The organism is Agathobaculum massiliense (assembly GCF_900291975.1).
Lineage (GTDB): Bacteria > Bacillota > Clostridia > Oscillospirales > Butyricicoccaceae > Agathobaculum > Agathobaculum ammoniilyticum.
The window spans coordinates 795,159-811,080 of record NZ_OMPN01000001.1; the positions used below are offsets into that span (position 1 = coordinate 795,159).

Annotated in this window: 14 protein-coding genes and 1 riboswitch; of the genes, 8 read left to right on the top strand and 6 right to left on the bottom strand. The window is 62.4% G+C overall.

Features of this window, described 5'->3' with window-relative positions:
* Window positions 1-110: 110 nt before the first annotated feature.
* Both DBQ51_RS04115 and DBQ51_RS04120 read left to right on the top strand, forming a co-directional pair.
* Window positions 111-563: an NAD(P)-dependent oxidoreductase gene (locus DBQ51_RS04115; protein ID WP_242977823.1), complete on the top strand. Its 453-nt coding sequence runs from the start codon at window positions 111-113 to the stop codon at window positions 561-563.
* On the top strand, window positions 560-1,150 hold the full coding sequence (locus tag DBQ51_RS04120) for a dipicolinate synthase subunit B (RefSeq protein ID WP_054326906.1): 591 nt from the start codon (window positions 560-562) through the stop codon (window positions 1,148-1,150). Before DBQ51_RS04115 ends, DBQ51_RS04120 begins: the two co-directional genes overlap by 4 nt.
* A gap of 44 nt (window positions 1,151-1,194) precedes the next feature.
* Here the strand turns inward: DBQ51_RS04120 and ribH are convergent, their stop codons facing one another.
* From ribH to DBQ51_RS04150, 6 genes are all read right to left on the bottom strand, one after another.
* On the bottom strand, window positions 1,195-1,659 hold the full coding sequence (ribH, locus tag DBQ51_RS04125) for a 6,7-dimethyl-8-ribityllumazine synthase (protein WP_107630850.1): 465 nt from the start codon (window positions 1,657-1,659) through the stop codon (window positions 1,195-1,197).
* Between the two features lie 18 nt (window positions 1,660-1,677).
* A complete protein-coding gene (locus DBQ51_RS04130; RefSeq protein ID WP_054326855.1) occupies window positions 1,678-2,886 on the bottom strand; it encodes a bifunctional 3,4-dihydroxy-2-butanone-4-phosphate synthase/GTP cyclohydrolase II in 1,209 nt (402 codons plus the stop codon).
* A gap of 21 nt (window positions 2,887-2,907) precedes the next feature.
* Window positions 2,908-3,549: a riboflavin synthase gene (locus tag DBQ51_RS04135; RefSeq protein WP_107630851.1), complete on the bottom strand. Its 642-nt coding sequence runs from the start codon at window positions 3,547-3,549 to the stop codon at window positions 2,908-2,910.
* The gene (gene ribD / locus DBQ51_RS04140) at window positions 3,531-4,628 is read right to left on the bottom strand and encodes a bifunctional diaminohydroxyphosphoribosylaminopyrimidine deaminase/5-amino-6-(5-phosphoribosylamino)uracil reductase RibD (RefSeq protein ID WP_407923219.1); all 1,098 of its coding nucleotides are present in this window, start codon (window positions 4,626-4,628) and stop codon (window positions 3,531-3,533) included. The genes DBQ51_RS04135 and ribD overlap by 19 nt, the downstream gene beginning before the upstream one ends.
* Before the next feature lie 154 nt (window positions 4,629-4,782).
* A riboswitch (FMN riboswitch) is annotated at window positions 4,783-4,910 on the bottom strand.
* Between the two features lie 154 nt (window positions 4,911-5,064).
* On the bottom strand, window positions 5,065-6,804 hold the full coding sequence (locus DBQ51_RS04145; RefSeq protein WP_107630853.1) for an ammonium transporter: 1,740 nt from the start codon (window positions 6,802-6,804) through the stop codon (window positions 5,065-5,067).
* A gap of 211 nt (window positions 6,805-7,015) precedes the next feature.
* Window positions 7,016-9,103: a glutamine synthetase III family protein gene (locus DBQ51_RS04150; protein ID WP_107630854.1), complete on the bottom strand. Its 2,088-nt coding sequence runs from the start codon at window positions 9,101-9,103 to the stop codon at window positions 7,016-7,018.
* A 391-nt stretch (window positions 9,104-9,494) separates the two neighbouring features.
* Here DBQ51_RS04150 and DBQ51_RS04155 point away from each other — a divergent pair, with 391 nt between their 5' ends.
* From DBQ51_RS04155 to DBQ51_RS04180, 6 genes are read left to right on the top strand one after another with little or no spacing between them, the layout of a single operon-like run.
* Window positions 9,495-10,592: a class II glutamine amidotransferase gene (locus DBQ51_RS04155; RefSeq protein WP_107630855.1), complete on the top strand. Its 1,098-nt coding sequence runs from the start codon at window positions 9,495-9,497 to the stop codon at window positions 10,590-10,592.
* The gene (locus tag DBQ51_RS04160; protein WP_107630856.1) at window positions 10,592-12,097 is read left to right on the top strand and encodes a glutamate synthase-related protein; all 1,506 of its coding nucleotides are present in this window, start codon (window positions 10,592-10,594) and stop codon (window positions 12,095-12,097) included. Before DBQ51_RS04155 ends, DBQ51_RS04160 begins: the two co-directional genes overlap by 1 nt.
* A 13-nt stretch (window positions 12,098-12,110) precedes the next feature.
* Window positions 12,111-12,539: a 4Fe-4S dicluster domain-containing protein gene (locus DBQ51_RS04165; RefSeq protein WP_107630857.1), complete on the top strand. Its 429-nt coding sequence runs from the start codon at window positions 12,111-12,113 to the stop codon at window positions 12,537-12,539.
* 5 nt (window positions 12,540-12,544) lie between these two features.
* On the top strand, window positions 12,545-13,786 hold the full coding sequence (locus tag DBQ51_RS04170; protein WP_107630858.1) for an NAD(P)/FAD-dependent oxidoreductase: 1,242 nt from the start codon (window positions 12,545-12,547) through the stop codon (window positions 13,784-13,786).
* Window positions 13,783-14,511: a GltB/FmdC/FwdC-like GXGXG domain-containing protein gene (locus DBQ51_RS04175; RefSeq protein WP_054326849.1), complete on the top strand. Its 729-nt coding sequence runs from the start codon at window positions 13,783-13,785 to the stop codon at window positions 14,509-14,511. The genes DBQ51_RS04170 and DBQ51_RS04175 overlap by 4 nt, the downstream gene beginning before the upstream one ends.
* 46 nt (window positions 14,512-14,557) lie before the next feature.
* Window positions 14,558-15,877 carry a glutamine synthetase family protein gene (locus DBQ51_RS04180; RefSeq protein ID WP_107632126.1) on the top strand — a complete coding sequence of 440 codons (1,320 nt, stop codon included), beginning with the start codon at window positions 14,558-14,560 and terminating at the stop codon, window positions 15,875-15,877.
* Window positions 15,878-15,922: the final 45 nt, after the last annotated feature.

The window sequence follows — 15,922 nt, forward strand, 5'->3', positions numbered from 1 at the left end:
ACCGTTTCCCTCCTCCCTGCCAGCATATGCCGCCGTATCCCCCCGGTATTCCTGCGGGAGCCTATACCGCTAACGATGTACCTACCTGCGAAGGCGCCCTACAGCTCGCTATGGAACAGACCGAGCATACCCTGCAGGGCGCGTCCTGCCTGGTCATCGGATATGGGCGTATCGGCGCGCTGCTCGCCCATAAGCTGCACGCGCTGGATGCCGCCGTCACGGTTTCCGCCCGTTCCCCGCGGGATTTCGCCAGGATCGAGGCCGATGGCATGCGCGCGCTCGACACCCGCAGCCTTGCCGGACGGCTCAGTGCGTTCCAGCTCATTTTCAACACTGTCCCCGCGCCGGTGCTCGGCGCTGCGGAGCTGTCCAGCCTTTCCACCGGCTGCCTGGTCATCGATCTGGCTTCCCTGCCCGGCGGCATCTCCGCGGACGCGAAGCAGCCGGCCGGCTGCCGGCTGCTGCACGCGCTCTCCCTCCCGGGACGGGTCGCACCGCTGTCCGCGGCGCGCGCCATCCACGATACGGTACTCACCATTTTGCAGGAGGAATCCATATTATGACCGCTCCGATCCGCATTGGCTTTGCCCTGACCGGCTCGTTCTGCACCTTTGCGCGCGTGATGGATGTCATCCAGACGCTTGTGCGGCAGGGCTGCGAGGTCACGCCGATCCTGTCCTTCCACGCCGCCCAGCTCGACACCCGCTTCGGCGACGCCGCCATGTGGCGCGGCAAGCTCTTTGCCCTGACCGGCCGCCAGCCGATCGATACCATCCAGGCCGCGGAGCCGATCGGCCCCAAAGGCCTGTTCGACGTACTGGTCGTGGCGCCCTGCACGGGCAACACGCTTGCCAAGCTCGCGCACAGCGTAACCGACACGCCGGTCGTCATGGCGGTTAAAAGCCATCTGCGCGGCGACAAGCCGGTTGTGCTCGCGGTATCCACCAACGACGGGCTTTCCGGCAGCGCAGCCAATATCGGCGCGCTGCTCAACCGCCGCTATTATTACTTTGTCCCCTTCCGCCAGGATGCGCCCGACGCCAAGCCCCGCTCGCTTGTGGCGGACATGGAGCGTATTCCGGATACCGTCCAGGCTGCGCTGCAGGGGCGCCAACTCCAGCCTCTGCTGCTCAGTCCTGCAAACGTGTAAAGAAAAGACCATCCGAAACGGATGGTCTTTTCTTTGTCTGCGGGTCAGCGCAGCTGCGGAAGCAGATCCACAAGCTCCAGCGCCGCCAGAGCCGCGTCCGCACCCTTGTTGCCCGCTTTGGTACCCGCACGCTCGATGGCCTGCTCAAGGTTCTCGGTCGTAACCACGCCGAACAGCACGGGTACGCCGGTCTGCAGGCCCACCTGCGCAATACCCTTGGAAACCTCGTTGCACACATAATCATAGTGCGTAGTCGAACCGCGTATGACAGCGCCCAGACAGATGACCGCGCAGTACTGCCCGCTCTGCGCGAGCTTTTGCGCCGCGAGCGGTATCTCAAATGCGCCCGGCACCCAGGCGAGCGTGATATCATCCGTATCCACGCCATGCCGCACCAGCGTATCCTCCGCGCCCGCAATCAGCTTGGAGACAATGAACTCATTGAACCGAGCCGCGACGATTGCAAATTTCCCTTTCCCCGCGACAAGCTTGCCTTCCAGTACATTCATTTCGGTTTCCCTCCTGTTTTATATGGTTTTCTGGAACAGATGCCCCATCTTGATCTTTTTGGTGTGCAGGTAAAACGCGTCGTCCTCCTGCGGCGCGATCTCAATCGGCACGCGCTCAACGATCTCCACGCCGAACCCGTCCAGTCCGTAGATCTTTTCCGGATTGTTGGTCAGCAGGCGCAGCTCCCGCGCGCCGAGATCTTGCAGGATCTGTGCGCCGATCCAGTATTCGCGGAGGTCGGGCGCAAAGCCGAGCTTAACGTTGGCCTCTACCGTATCCCAGCCCACCTCCTGCAGCTCATAGGCCTTGAGCTTGTTAATCAGGCCGATGCCGCGGCCCTCCTGCCGCATATAGAGCAGCACGCCACGGCCCTCCTTTTCGATCTGCTGCATGGCGGCCGCGAGCTGCTGCCCGCAGTCGCACCGCCGCGAACCGAACACGTCGCCGGTCAGGCATTCCGAATGGACACGGCAGAGCAGGTTCTTCCCGTCCCCGATCTTCCCTTTGACGAGCGCGACATGGTGCTCGCCGGTCAGGTCGTTGACATAGCCGTAGATCTGGAATTCCCCAAAGCGTGTCGGCAGCTTGGCGCTGGCCTCGCGAACCACATGCTTGTCATGCCTGCGGCAGTAATCCTGCAGGTCGCGGATGGCAATGACCGCAACACCCCACTCGCGCGCCTTTTCGAGCAGTTCGGTCGTGCGCATCATGGTGCCGTCGTCGCGCATGATTTCACAGCACAGGCCGCACTCCTGCAGCCCCGCTATGCGGCACAGGTCGACCGTTGCCTCGGTGTGTCCGTTGCGGGTCAGCACGCCGCCCCGGCGCGCGGTCAGCGGGAACACATGGCCCGGCCTCCGGAAGTCCGCCGGCCCTGCGGCCGTATCCGCACACGCGCGGCAGGTCAGTCCGCGCTCCTCGGCGGAGATGCCGGTTGACGTATCCACATGATCGACCGAAACGGTAAACGCGGTATGGTGATTGTCTGTATTGACCTTGACCATCTGCTCAAAGCCGAGCCGAGCCGCGATTTCCGCGCTCATCGGCGTGCAGATCAGCCCTTTGGCATGGGTCGCCATAAAGTTAACGTTCTCCGTGGTCGCAAATTCCGCCGCGCAGATCAGGTCGCCCTCGTTCTCGCGGTCCGGATCGTCGATCGCCATGATCAGCCGGCCGGCGCGCAGCTCGTCAAGCGCCTGTTCGATGGTTGCAAAGTTTTGCTGCATGATTCCGCCTCCCTCTTTCTGTTAAAAGCCGTGTTGGCTGAGAAATTCTATAGTGACGTCCGTCTGCCGGGCGGTATGCGGGGCAAGCAGCTTTTCCACATACTTGCCGATCACATCGCATTCCAGATTCACCCGTTCGCCCTGCCGCTTGCCGAGCAGGGTGGTCTGTGCGCCGGTATGCGGTATGATGGACACGGCAAAGCCCTGTCCGTCCACCTGCGCGACCGTCAGGCTGACGCCGTCGATCGCAATCGAGCCCTTTTCCACAATGTACCGCAGCAGAGCCGTGGGCGTCTTGACCGACAGCCAGACCGCGTTATCCTCGCGGAGGAGCGACGCGACCGTCCCCGTGCCGTCGATATGTCCGGACACGATGTGTCCGCCTAACCGCCCGTCCGCGGGCATCGCGCGCTCCAGGTTGACCGGCGCGCCCGCGCGCAGCTCCCCCAAGTCAGAGCGGCGCAGGGTTTCTGCCATCACGTCCGCGGTAAACGTCCGCCCATCCAGCTCCGCAGCCGTCAGGCATACGCCGTTTACCGCTATACTGTCGCCGCACCGTGTCCCCGCGAGCACGGCATCGGCCGCAATCGTCAGCCGCGCGCCCCGCGCGCCGTGCGCGATGCGTTCGACGCGCCCGACCTCCTCTACAAGTCCTGTGAACATGGCAGGTATCCCTCCAACAAAAAGTCCTCTCCAACCGGCTCGGCGGTCAGACCGGTCAGACGCCACGCATCTGCCATCCGAGCAAGCCCCTGCCCGCCGGCCGGCGTCCTAGCCGTGCTGCCGCCGAGCAGCTTGGGCGCGATATACGCCTGCACCTTGCGGACGATGCCGGCTTCCAGCGCGGCGAACGCCAGCGTCGTGCCGCCCTCCAGCAGGATACTGTCCACGCCGCGCGCGCCGAGCTGCCGCATCAGCTCGCGCAGATCGACCCGTCCATCCCGCTCCCCGCAGAGCAGGATCTGCGCGCCCGCCTTTTTGAGCGCGGCAGCCCGCTCATTCCAGCCGGCTGCCGCGATTATGGTCGGTATCTCGCCCGCGCTTTGGATCAGGCGGCTGTCCAGCGGTGTGCGCGCCCGACTGTCGCATACAATGCGCAGCGGATCACGCCCGCCAGGTATGCGGCAGGTGAGCAGCGGATCGTCCGCCAGCACCGTGTCCACGCCCACCATGATTGCGGAAAGCTGCCCGCGCACCTCATGCACTCTGCACCGTGCGGCCTCCCCGCTCACCCAACGGCTGTCGCCCGAAGCGGACGCAGTCTTGCCGTCCAGCGTCATCGCGTATTTATACACGACAAACGGCGTCCGGTGCTGGATAAAGTGGAAAAACACTTCATTCAGCCGCCAGCACTCCTGTTCCAGCACGCCGGTCTCGACCTCCACGCCCGCCTCGCGCAGCAGGCGCACCCCTTTCCCGTCGACGAGCGGATTAGGGTCCGTGCATCCGACCACCACGCGGGCGATACCCCGCTCCAAAATCGCGTCCGTGCAGGGCGGCGTGCGGCCCCAGTGGCAGCAAGGCTCCAGCGTGACATACAGCGTCGCACCCGCGGGGTCCTCCGTGCAGGCAGCCAGCGCATTTCGCTCCGCATGCGGCCCGCCGCACGTCTCATGCCATCCCTCGCCGATCACGCGCCCGCCGCGGGCGATCACACAGCCCACCATCGGATTCGGGCTGACCCGTCCCGCGCCGCGCCGCGCCAGTTCGAGCGCCCTGCGCATCAGAAGCTCCTCTTGCAAACGGCATCATCTCCCAATAAAAAATGTCCCGAAAGCCGCAGACTTCCGGGACATATATGGCGCGCCGCCAAACAAAAAATCCTGAAACGCTGCGCGGCGTTTCAGGACGGTAAACAAGCGAATCAAACAAAGGGGCATCCCCCTTTTGCTTTCACACTTTCTTCTTTCATCCAGACTATACTGTCGGCCTCGGAGTTCCACCAAGTCATGCTTCCGCCGGAAAGGCGTCCGCTCGCGGGCTGTACCGCCGGTAGGGAATTGCACCCTGCCCTGAAGAAATCTGTTTATTCGGTTTTCCTGCAGAAAGCTTTCTGCTCTTTCAGTATACACCCTTCCCCACAAAATGCAAGCATAAATTTTCATCTGGCCTCCGGTTTCTGCAGAAAGTGAGACAGAGCAGCCGCCCTGTCCCACTGTTCCGGCTTGTTCCCCTCGATCAGTCGTCGTACTGCAGCGCGTCGTAGCCCTCCGCGCCCGTGCGCACCTTGACCGCGTTTTCCACATCGTACACAAATATCTTTCCGTCGCCGATGTGGCCGGTGTACAGCACCTTTTTGGCCGTTTCGATCACAGTCTCGACCGGCACCTTGGACACCACGATCTCCATCTTGATCTTGGGTAGCAGCGTCACGTCCACCTCCGCGCCGCGGTAGTACTCGGGCGCGCCTTTCTGCGTGCCGCAACCGACCACATTGGTCACGGTCATGCCCGCAATGCCGATCTCGTTCATCGCGTTTTTCAGCACCTCGAATTTGGACTGCTTGGCAAGGATGACCACCTTGCTCAGCTTGTGTCCGCCGCTGGACGCTTCGGATGTAATCTTAGTGACCGGCACCGCCTGAGCGGGCGCGGGCGCGGCCGCAGCCGCTTCCCCTGTGTCGTCCTGCGCCGCCTTGGTACCCAGCACGGACGGAACCACCGGCATAAAGTCCGCATAGGCGGAGGGCAGGCCGTGCTCGGGCTTGTCAAGGCCCATGATCTCTTCGGCCTCGCTGACGCGCAGGCCGACCGTATGCCTGATGATCTGGAACACCACGGTCATCGTGACCGCGACCCACGCGATCACCACGGCCATGCCGAGCGCCTGGATGGCCAGCGCGTGCCAGCCGCCGCCGTAGAACAGGCCGACCGGCGCCACGTCGTTCGTGCCGTAGGCGTAGTAGCCGAACAGGCCGACCATCAGCGTGCCGGTCGCGCCGCACAGGCCGTGTACACCGACCGCGCCAACCGGATCGTCCACCTTGAGCTTCTGGTCGATGAATTCAATGCCGAACACCACCACAAAGCCCGCAATGATGCCGATGATGGCTGCGCCGAAGGGTGTTACCGTGTCGCAGCCCGCCGTGATGGCTACCAGGCCGGCCAGCGAGCCGTTGAGCGTCATGGAAACGTCCGGCTTCTTGTAGCGCACCCAGGTCACGCACATAACCGTGACCGTCGCGACCGCCGCCGCCATGTTGGTGGTGACGAACACGCGCGCCGCGGTTTCGGCCGCGCCGTTCGACAGCGCGACTGTCGAGCCGCCGTTGAAGCCGAACCAGCAGAACCACAGAATAAACACGCCCAGCGCGCCCAGAGTCAGCGAGTGGCCGGGGATCGCGCGCGCCTTGCCGTCCTTGGTGTACTTGCCGATACGCGGGCCGAGGATGGCCGCGCCCACGAACGCCGCTACGCCGCCGACCATGTGTACCGCAGTCGAACCGGCGAAGTCATGGAAGCCAAGCTCGGCGAGCCAGCCACCGCCCCAGATCCAGTGGCCGGAGATCGGGTAGATCACCGCCGATATGACCATGGAATAGATGCAGTAGGCCGAGAACTTGGTGCGTTCGGCCATGGAGCCGGACACGATGGTCGCGGCGGTGGCACAGAATACGGTCTGGAAGATCAGCGTCGTCCAGTCGTAGCCTTCGCCGACCACACCGTCCGCCAGAAGGTCAAAGCCGCCGAACACGCCGTTCATCGAACCGAACATGATGCCAAATCCGACCAGCCAGAAGATCGGCGTGCCGAGTGAAAAGTCCATCAGGTTTTTCATGATGATGTTGCCCGCGTTCTTAGCCCGGGTAAAGCCGGTTTCCACCATCGCGAAGCCCGCCTGCATGAAGAACACCAGTGCGGCTCCGACCAGCGTCCACCCAGTATCCATCGAGGCGGCAAGGTTTACAAGGTCTTGCATGAGAAAATCCCTCCTAAAAAAATTTGGCGTGTATCTCCGGTCCCAAGGCCGGAAATACACGCCGTTGTGTATGATAATTTTTTACACACGAAAATTGCTTTGCCGCGCCCTTTGCCCCAAGGCTGTCGGGCCGCGTCATTCGAGTATCGAAACCAGACTTCTCCGGAACCTGGTTTCGTATACAGGGAGACTTTTCAGGTCCCCTGTCCGTTCAGGTATAAAACAGGATATCCGCGTAGGTCGGGAACGGCCAGTACTCCTTGCCCACCATCCGTTCCAGCGCGTCGGACGGCTTGCGTACGGCGTCCATGCACGGGAGTACCTCATCGTGGTAATAATGCGCGAGCGTTTCCGCGTCCGCTTTCGGCACAGCCTCCACGGCTTCCTCCAGCGTGGATACCGCGCACTCCAGCGCATCGTTCAGGGCGGATACCTGCGTCAGCAGGCGGGTTTCCGCGCCGCCCGCAAGGCCGAGCTGCTTCTTGGCCAGCGCGCCGTCCGCCACCGCGCGCTCGAACGACAGGCAGGCGGGCAGGATCTCGCGGCGCGCCATGTCGCGCATGGTGAGCGCCTCGATGTGCAGGGTCTTGTAATACTCCTCAATCACGGCCTCCTCGCGGGACTCCATTTCCAGCTTGGTATACACGCCGTGCGTCTCAAACAGACGGATGTTCTTTTCATCCGTGTAGTGCGGCAGCGCCGCGTCCGTGGACTTGAGGTTGAGCAGGCCGCGCTTTTCCGCTTCCGCGACCCAGCTTTCGTCGTAGCCGTTGCCGTTGAAAATGATGCGCTTGTGCGCCTTGATCTCGCGCCGCAGCAGCGCGGTGAGCGCCGCCTGGAAGTCCGTCGCGCCGTCCAGCTCATCCGCGAACTGGCGCAACTCCTCCGCGACCGCAGTGTTGAGCATGATGTTCGGGCAGGCGATGTTGAGCGAGGAGCCCAGCATGCGGAACTCGAACTTGTTTCCGGTAAAAGCAAAAGGCGAGGTGCGGTTGCGATCGGTGGTGTCTTTCTGGATGTCCGGCAGCGCGGACACGCCGAGATCCATCTTGGTCTTGGCCACATCCGTGTAATCCCGCCCTGCCTCGACTGCATCCAGGATTGCCTGCAGTTCGTCGCCGATAAACATGGAGATGATCGCCGGCGGGGCCTCGTTCGCACCCAGGCGGTGATCGTTGCCCGCGGAGGCGACCGAGATGCGCAGCAGGTCCTGATATTCGTCCACGGCCTTGATAACCGCAGTCAGGAAGAGCAAAAACTGCAGGTTGCCGCTCGGCGCCTTGCCAGGCTCGAGCAGATTCTCGCCCGTGTCGGTCGAGATCGACCAGTTATTGTGCTTGCCCGACCCGTTGACGCCCTCGAACGGCTTTTCATTGAGCAGGCAGACGAAGCCGTGCCTTTCCGCCACACGCCGCATGACCTCCATGGTGAGCTGGTTGTGGTCGGTGGCGATGTTGGTCGTGGTGAACACCGGCGCCATCTCATGCTGGCAGGGGGCGACCTCGTTGTGCTTAGTCTTGGCAAAAATACCGAGCTTCCACAGCTCCTCGTCCAGCTCCTGCATAAACGCCGCCACACGCGGACGGATGGAACCGAAGTAGTGATCCTCCATCTCCTGCCCCTTGGGCGGCATGGCGCCGAACAGCGTGCGGCCGGTGAAGATCAGGTCCTTGCGCTTGGCATAGTCCGCCTTGTCGATCAGGAAGTATTCCTGTTCCGGCCCGACCGTGGTCGTCACGCGCTTGACGTCCTTGCCGAACAGCTTGAGCACGCGGCACGCCTGCGTGCTGAGCGCGTCCATCGAGCGCAGCAGCGGGGTCTTTTTGTCCAGAATTTCGCCCGTATAGGAGCAGAACGCGGTGGGGATGTACAGGGTGCCGTCCTTAACGAAAGCGTAGCTGGTCGGGTCCCAGGCCGTGTAGCCACGCGCCTCGAAGGTCGCGCGCAAGCCGCCGGAGGGGAACGAAGACGCGTCCGGCTCGCCGCGGATCAGCTCCTTGCCGGAAAACTCCATCACGACCCCACCGTCGTCCGTCGGGGAAATGAACGAGTCGTGCTTCTCAGCCGTGATGCCGGTCAACGGCTGGAACCAGTGCGTATAATGCGTTGCGCCCTTTGAGAGTGCCCAGTCCTTCATCGCGGTCGCCACGACCGGCGCGACCTCGGCGTCGATCGCCGTACCCTCGCGCATGGTCTGCTTCAGCTTTTTGTATACGTCCTTGGGAAGACGCTCCCGCATCACAGTCTCGTTAAAGACCATGCTGCCGAACAGCTCCGGTACATTTTTCGCCGTATTCATATCGATTCGCTCCTTACCGTCTGTCAAATGGCAACAAAAAAGCGCCGTGGGTGTCATTCCCACAGCGCCTTTGCTGCTTACAAGCGCAGTATACGCGCCCCGCCGCAGTTTGTCAACCCCCTTTGGCCGGATTTTTTACTCGCTCACCTTTTTTGTTGCAATCTGCCGGTTTAATCCCGTCCCATCCCCTCCCGTTCTGGGCAAAGCGCAAAAAATCCGCATTTTCTTTTAAACCCGCTTGACGTTTGTGCGCGCCTGTTCTACAATAAAAGAACGGACAACGGCGTCCGCTGCAAAGGAGCATTCTGCTCGTTTGCGGCGGGCGCTTTTCTTTTTATCCTTTTCTGGAAAGCGAACCCGGCACGCCGGGCAACATAAGGAGGAAACACCAATGCTGCAAAAAGAAGGTCAGGTCCGCATCCCGGCCGGCTGCGCGATCTCCGGTATCTTCCACAAGGACGGGACACGGGAAACCGGGGAGCGCATCATCGCCTCCATCCGCCCCATGCATGACCGCTCGAACGGGCTGGGCGGCGGCTTCGCGGGCTACGGCATTTACCCGGAGTACGCCGACTACTATGCGTTCCATGTATTTTATGACACGCCGGAGGCCAAGGCCGCCTGCGAAAAGGAAATCGAACACCATTTCGACATCGTCGACCTGTCCAAAATCCCCACGCGCCGCCACCCGCGCATCACGGACGAACCCATGATCTGGCGCTACTTCGTCACCCCGCTGCACACCAAGCTCACCTCCAGCCAGCTTGATGAACGCGAATTCACCTCCCGCTTCGTCATCCGCATCAATCACACACTGGACGGCGCGTATATTTTCTCCTCGGGCAAAAACATGGGCGTGTTCAAGGCCAGCGGTTTTCCGGAGGACGTCGGCGAATACTATATGCTGGAGAATTACGAGGCTTACTCCTGGACCTGCCACGGTCGCTATCCGACCAACACCCCCGGCTGGTGGGGCGGCGCGCATCCCTTTGCCCTGCTGTCCACGACCGTCGTCCACAACGGCGAAATCTCCTCGTACGACGCCAACCGCCGCTTTATCGAGATGTTCGGCTACTCATGCGACCTGCTGACCGACACCGAGGTCATCACCTATATCGTCGACTACCTGGGTCGCAAGCTCGGCCTGACCTACCGCGAGATTGCCAACGTCATCGCCGCGCCTTTCTGGTCCACCATTGAAAAGCAGGCGCCGACCGAGTGCGAGCGCCTGACCTACCTGCGCAACGCCTTCGCCTCCCTGCTGGTGACAGGTCCGTTTTCCATCCTGGTCGGCTACACGGGCGGCCTGATGGCTCTCAACGACCGGCTCAAGCTGCGTTCGATGGTCGTGGGCGAAAAGGGCGACACGGTGTACATCGCGTCCGAGGAATGCGCCATCCGCGCCATCGAGCCCACGCTCGACCGCATCTGGGCGCCGCGTGGCGGCGAGCCAGTGATCGTCAATCTGCATGATGGAGGAAAGCAATAATGGCTATCGACTTTTTGTATCCGCAGTATGAGGTCGTGCGCAATTACGACCGCTGCATCGCCTGTCGCGCGTGCGAGCGACAGTGCGCCAACGAGGTACATTTTTACGACCCCGAGTTTCAAAAGATGCAGGCCGACGAGTCCAAGTGCGTCGCCTGCCACCGCTGCGTTTCCCTCTGCCCGACGCGCGCGCTGAAGATTGTCAAGACCGACCATACCTTTAAAGAAAATGCGAACTGGACGGGCAAGGCCATCTCCGAGGTCTACCGTCAAGCTGGCACGGGCGGCGTGCTGCTCTCCTCCATGGGCAATCCGGAACCGTACCCTATCTACTGGGATAAGATCCTCATCAACGCCTCCCAGGTCACCAATCCCTCCATCGATCCGCTGCGCGAGCCCATGGAAACGCGAACCTTTCTCGGCAAAAAGCCGGGCAAAATCGAGCGCGACGCGGACGGCAACCTAGTACCCAACCTGTCTCCCCAGCTCGAGCTGCGCGTGCCGGTCATGTTCTCGGCCATGAGCTACGGCTCGATTTCCTACAACGCGCACGAGTCGCTCGCCCGCGCGGCCTGCGCGCTCGGCACCTACTATAACACCGGCGAGGGCGGCCTGCATCAGGACTTCTATCAATACGGCCCGCACACCATCGTGCAGGTTGCGTCCGGCCGCTTCGGCGTACATAAAGACTATCTGGAGGCGGGCGCGGCCATTGAAATCAAAATGGGCCAAGGCGCAAAGCCCGGTATCGGCGGCCACCTGCCCGGCCACAAGGTCGGTCCGGATATCTCGCGCACCCGCATGATCCCAGAGGGTACGGACGCCATTTCGCCTGCCCCGCACCACGACATCTACTCCATCGAGGACCTGCGCCAGCTCGTCTTTTCGCTCAAGGAAGCAACCGCGTACAAAAAGCCGGTGCTGGTCAAGATTGCGGCCGTGCATAACGTGGCGGCCATCGCCTCGGGCGTGGCGCGCTCGGGCGCGGACATCATTTGCATCGACGGCTACCGTGGCGGCACGGGCGCGGCCCCGACTCGCATCCGCGACAACGTCGGCATCCCGATTGAGCTCGCGCTTGCGGCGGTCGACCAGCGCCTGCGCGACGAGGGCATCCGCGACCAGATTTCGGTCGTGGTCGGCGGCTCCATCCGCAACGCGGCCGACCTTTTGAAAGCCATCGCGCTCGGCGCGGACGCGTGCTACATCGCGACCAGCGCGCTGCTTGCGCTCGGTTGCCATCTGTGCCGCACCTGCCAGACCGGCAAGTGCAACTGGGGCATCGCGACCCAGCGCCCCGAGCTGGTCAAGCGCCTGAATCCGGACATAGGCTCACAGCGGCTGGTCAACCTAGTTACTGCCTGGGATCATGAACTCAAGGAAATGATGGGCGGCATGGGCATCAACTCGATCGAGGCCCTGCGCGGCAACCGCCTGATGCTGCGCGGCATCGGCCTGAGCGACCGCGAGCTGAGCATCCTCGGCATCAAGCACGCGGGCGAATGAGGAGGGAAACTGCATGAAACGAGTCTATGTCAATGAAAAATGGTGCCTGGGGTGCCATTTATGCGAATATTACTGCGCGTTCGCCAACTCGGGCAAGTCCTCGATGGTCAAGGCGCTCAAGGACCACAAGATCGCGCCCCGAATCCGCATCGAGGAGCGCGATAACATCTCCTTTGCGGTCAGCTGCCGCCACTGCACCGACCCGCTATGCGTCAAGGGCTGCATTTCGGGCGCGCTGTCCATCGTGGATGGGGCCGTGCAGATCGACTCGGACAAGTGCGTTGGTTGCTACACCTGCATCCTGTCCTGCCCCTATGGCGCGCTGTCCACTTCGAATGAGGGCGCGGTGCAGAAATGCGAGCTGTGCGCCAAAAACGCGTTCGGCCAGCCGATGTGCGTGCAGGGCTGCCCGAACAAGGCCATCGTATACGAGGAGAGGTGAACGCTATGAACTATGTCATCATCGGAGGCGGCACCGCCGCAGTCGGCACGATCGAGGGCATCCGCGCGTTCGATCAAACCGGCCCCATCACGGTCATTTCGGACGAGCCGTATCCGGTATACGGCCGGCCGCTCATCTCCTACCTGCTGCTCGGCAAGACCACGGAGGAGAAAATGCTGCGGTACCGTCCCGCGGATTTTTACGAGAAAAACGGTGTGACCACCCTACTCGGCCGCCGCGCGGCCAAGGTGGACGCGGCCGCGAAAACCGTCGTGCTCGAGGACGGCGCGGCCGTTCCCTATGACAAGCTGTGCCTGTGTACCGGCTCGCGGCCGTTCGTACCGCCCATGGAGGGGCTGGATGCGGTGGAAAACAAGACCAGCTTTATGACACTGGACGACGCCAAGCGATTGGACGCTCTGCTGGGCGCGGGGAACGATAGGCGCGTACTCATCGTGGGCGCGGGCCTTATCGGTCTGAAATGCGCCGAGGGCATCCAGCAGCGCGTATCCGAGCTGACCGTCATCGACCTGGCCCCGCGCATCCTGCCCAACGTACTCACCGAAGCGCCGGCCGCCATCATCCAGAAGTACCTGGAGGGCAAAGGCGTGCGCTTCCTGCTGGGCGATTCGGTCGCGCGGTTCGAGCCGCACACCGCCTATCTCAAGAGCGGCGGGACGGTTGACTTTGACGTCCTGGTGGTCGCGGTCGGCGTACGGCCGAACATCGAGCTGGCCGCCGATACGGGCTGCGCGGTCGAACGAGGGATCTTAATCGACGAGCATTCGGCCACGACCGTGTCCGACATCTACGCTGCGGGCGACTGCACGGTCTCGCACGACATCGCGGCCGAAACCGACCGCATCCTCGCCATCCTGCCCAACGCCTACATGCAGGGCGAGACCGCGGGCAAGGCCATGGCGGGCGGCAGCGCCTGCTTTGACAAGGCCATCCCGATGAATGCATCGGGTTTCCTCGGGCTACATATGATAACCGCAGGCTCGTACGACGGCGAAACCTACCTGGAGCAGGACGGGGAGCACTACAAGCTGCTCGTCACACGCGACAACCGTCTGGTCGGATTTATCCTCATCGGGGATGTGGACCGCGCGGGCATCTACACCTCGCTCATCCGCGAGCAGACCCCGCTTGACAGCATTGACTTTGATTTAATCCGCGAGAAGCCGCAGCTGATGGCATTCTCCCGCGCTGAGCGCGCGAAACAGTTAGGAGGCGCACACGGATGACCACAGCACATGCAAACCTTACCTATTATAAAGAACTCAATGAGCAGCTCCGTCAGATTGACGATACCGAAATCACCATCGAGAACGCGGTCGGGCAGCGCTATCTGGGCTGCGGCTCGTCCGGCAAGACCCTGACCATCCACGGCACGCCGGGCAACGGTCTCGGCCAGTACCTCAACGGCTCGACCATCGAGGTGTTTGGCAACGCACAGGAGGCGGTCGGCGACACCATGAACGACGGCGACATCATTATCCACGGCAGCGCGGGCGATGTCTGCGGCTACGGCATGCGCGGCGGGCGCATCTTTATCCAGGGCGACTGCGGTTACCGCGGCGGCATCCATATGAAGGCCTACCAGGACCACTTCCCAGTGGTCGTCATCGGCGGCCGGGCCGGCTCGTTTCTGGGCGAATACCAGGCGGGCGGCCTCATCCTGGTACTCGGCATCGGGCAGGACGGCGCGTTCCCTGCCGGCAATTTCTGCGGCACCGGTATGCACGGCGGCAAAATTGTGCTAAGATGTGATCAGGCGCCCGCAGGCCTGCCCCGGCAGGTGCTGGTCAACGAGGCTTCTCCGGAGGAGGCTGCGTCCTTCGCCCCTTATATCGATGATTTCTGCCGGCTGTTCGGCGGCGACGCCGCCGCGCTCAAGGCGCAGAAATATTATGTACTTTCGCCCAATCCGGAAGCGGGCTACCATCAGCTTTACACATATGAAAGCTGAACGACCGAAGCGGGATATTGTGATTTTCAGAGAGGAGCGCGGCTTTATGGATACCACCGTCAGCGAAGTCGTACAATTTATTGCAGAAAATGATGTCAAATTCATCCGGCTCGCCTTTTGCGATATTTTCGGAAACCAGAAAAATATCGCTATCATGCCGTCCGAGCTGCCGCGCGCCTTTGCGCACGGCATCCACTTCAACGCCTCCGCGCTGCGAGGCTTCCTCAACGTGGAGGACAGCGACCTGTTGCTCTTCCCCGACCCATCCACGCTGTCCATCCTGCCGTGGCGCCCGTCGCAGGGCCGCGTCGTGCGTTTCTACTGCGATATTAAGTATCCGGACGGCCGTCCGTTCGAGGGGGACGGGCGGAACATCCTGCGCACTGCCTGCCAGCGCGCGCGGCGCGCTGGTTATTCGGTCACCATGGGTACCGCGAGCGAGTTTTACCTGTTCGAGCTGGACGAGACCGGCGCCCCGACCTCGCTCCCGCATGACCACGGGGAGTATTTTGATGTCGCGCCGCTCGACAAAGGCGAAAACGTGCGCCGCCAGATCTGCCTGACGCTCGAGGAAATGGGCATTCAGCCCGAGTCCTCGCACCATGAGCAGGGGCCGGGCCAGCACGAAATCGACTTCCGCTACGCGGACGCGCTCGAGGCGGCGGACAATTTTGTCACCTTCAAATGGGTGGTCAAATCCATGGCCGCGTCCAGCGGCCTGTTCGCCTCCTTCCTGCCCAAGCCGCTGCCCGACGCGCCGGGCAACGGCCTGCACCTGAGCATAACGGTCTGCAAGGATGGTCACAACCTGTTCCATCCGCGGTTCGATCAGGCGGACGAGGGGCGCAGCTTTGTGGCCGGCATCCTGCGCCACAGCGCGGAGTTGACTGTTTTCGGCAACCCACTGACCAATTCCTACGCCCGTCTGGGCGAGTTTGAAGCGCCCAAGTATATCACCTGGTCGCACCAGAACCGCTGTCCGCTCATCAGCATCCCACTGGCGCACAGCGACGCCCCCAACCGGATGAAGATCCGCGCGCTCGACGGCTGCATCAACCCGTATATCGTGTTTGCGCTGCTCATCCACGCCGGTCTGGACGGGGTCGAGCAGAAGCTACCGCTGGGTCCCGCCTGCGACGTCAACCTGTTCACCGCGCCGGCCGAGGTCGTGTCCCGCTATGATGCGGTACCCGCTTCGCTGTGCGAGGCGATCCGGCTGGCACAGCAGAGCCGCTTTATCGACGCGCATCTGACGGCGCGCACGCTGGAAGGCTTTTTCAGCGCAAAGCAGGCTGAGCACGACCGCATCGCCGCCGCCCGCAACCGCCCCGCCGCCGAGCATGAGATGTATTTCGCGCGCTATTGACCGCAGGGCGCTTGCCGCCCGTACAATTTGACGGAAAGGGGGAGG

Coding starts and splice junctions, on each gene's coding strand:
- DBQ51_RS04115 (WP_242977823.1), top strand. CDS start 111: ATGGAACAGACCGAGCATACCCTGCAGGGCGCGTCCTGCCTGGTCATC.
- DBQ51_RS04120 (WP_054326906.1), top strand. CDS start 560: ATGACCGCTCCGATCCGCATTGGCTTTGCCCTGACCGGCTCGTTCTGC.
- ribH (WP_107630850.1), bottom strand. CDS start 1,659: ATGAATGTACTGGAAGGCAAGCTTGTCGCGGGGAAAGGGAAATTTGCA.
- DBQ51_RS04130 (WP_054326855.1), bottom strand. CDS start 2,886: ATGCAGCAAAACTTTGCAACCATCGAACAGGCGCTTGACGAGCTGCGC.
- DBQ51_RS04135 (WP_107630851.1), bottom strand. CDS start 3,549: ATGTTCACAGGACTTGTAGAGGAGGTCGGGCGCGTCGAACGCATCGCG.
- DBQ51_RS04145 (WP_107630853.1), bottom strand. CDS start 6,804: ATGCAAGACCTTGTAAACCTTGCCGCCTCGATGGATACTGGGTGGACG.
- DBQ51_RS04150 (WP_107630854.1), bottom strand. CDS start 9,103: ATGAATACGGCGAAAAATGTACCGGAGCTGTTCGGCAGCATGGTCTTT.
- DBQ51_RS04155 (WP_107630855.1), top strand. CDS start 9,495: ATGCTGCAAAAAGAAGGTCAGGTCCGCATCCCGGCCGGCTGCGCGATC.
- DBQ51_RS04160 (WP_107630856.1), top strand. CDS start 10,592: ATGGCTATCGACTTTTTGTATCCGCAGTATGAGGTCGTGCGCAATTAC.
- DBQ51_RS04165 (WP_107630857.1), top strand. CDS start 12,111: ATGAAACGAGTCTATGTCAATGAAAAATGGTGCCTGGGGTGCCATTTA.
- DBQ51_RS04170 (WP_107630858.1), top strand. CDS start 12,545: ATGAACTATGTCATCATCGGAGGCGGCACCGCCGCAGTCGGCACGATC.
- DBQ51_RS04175 (WP_054326849.1), top strand. CDS start 13,783: ATGACCACAGCACATGCAAACCTTACCTATTATAAAGAACTCAATGAG.
- DBQ51_RS04180 (WP_107632126.1), top strand. CDS start 14,558: ATGGATACCACCGTCAGCGAAGTCGTACAATTTATTGCAGAAAATGAT.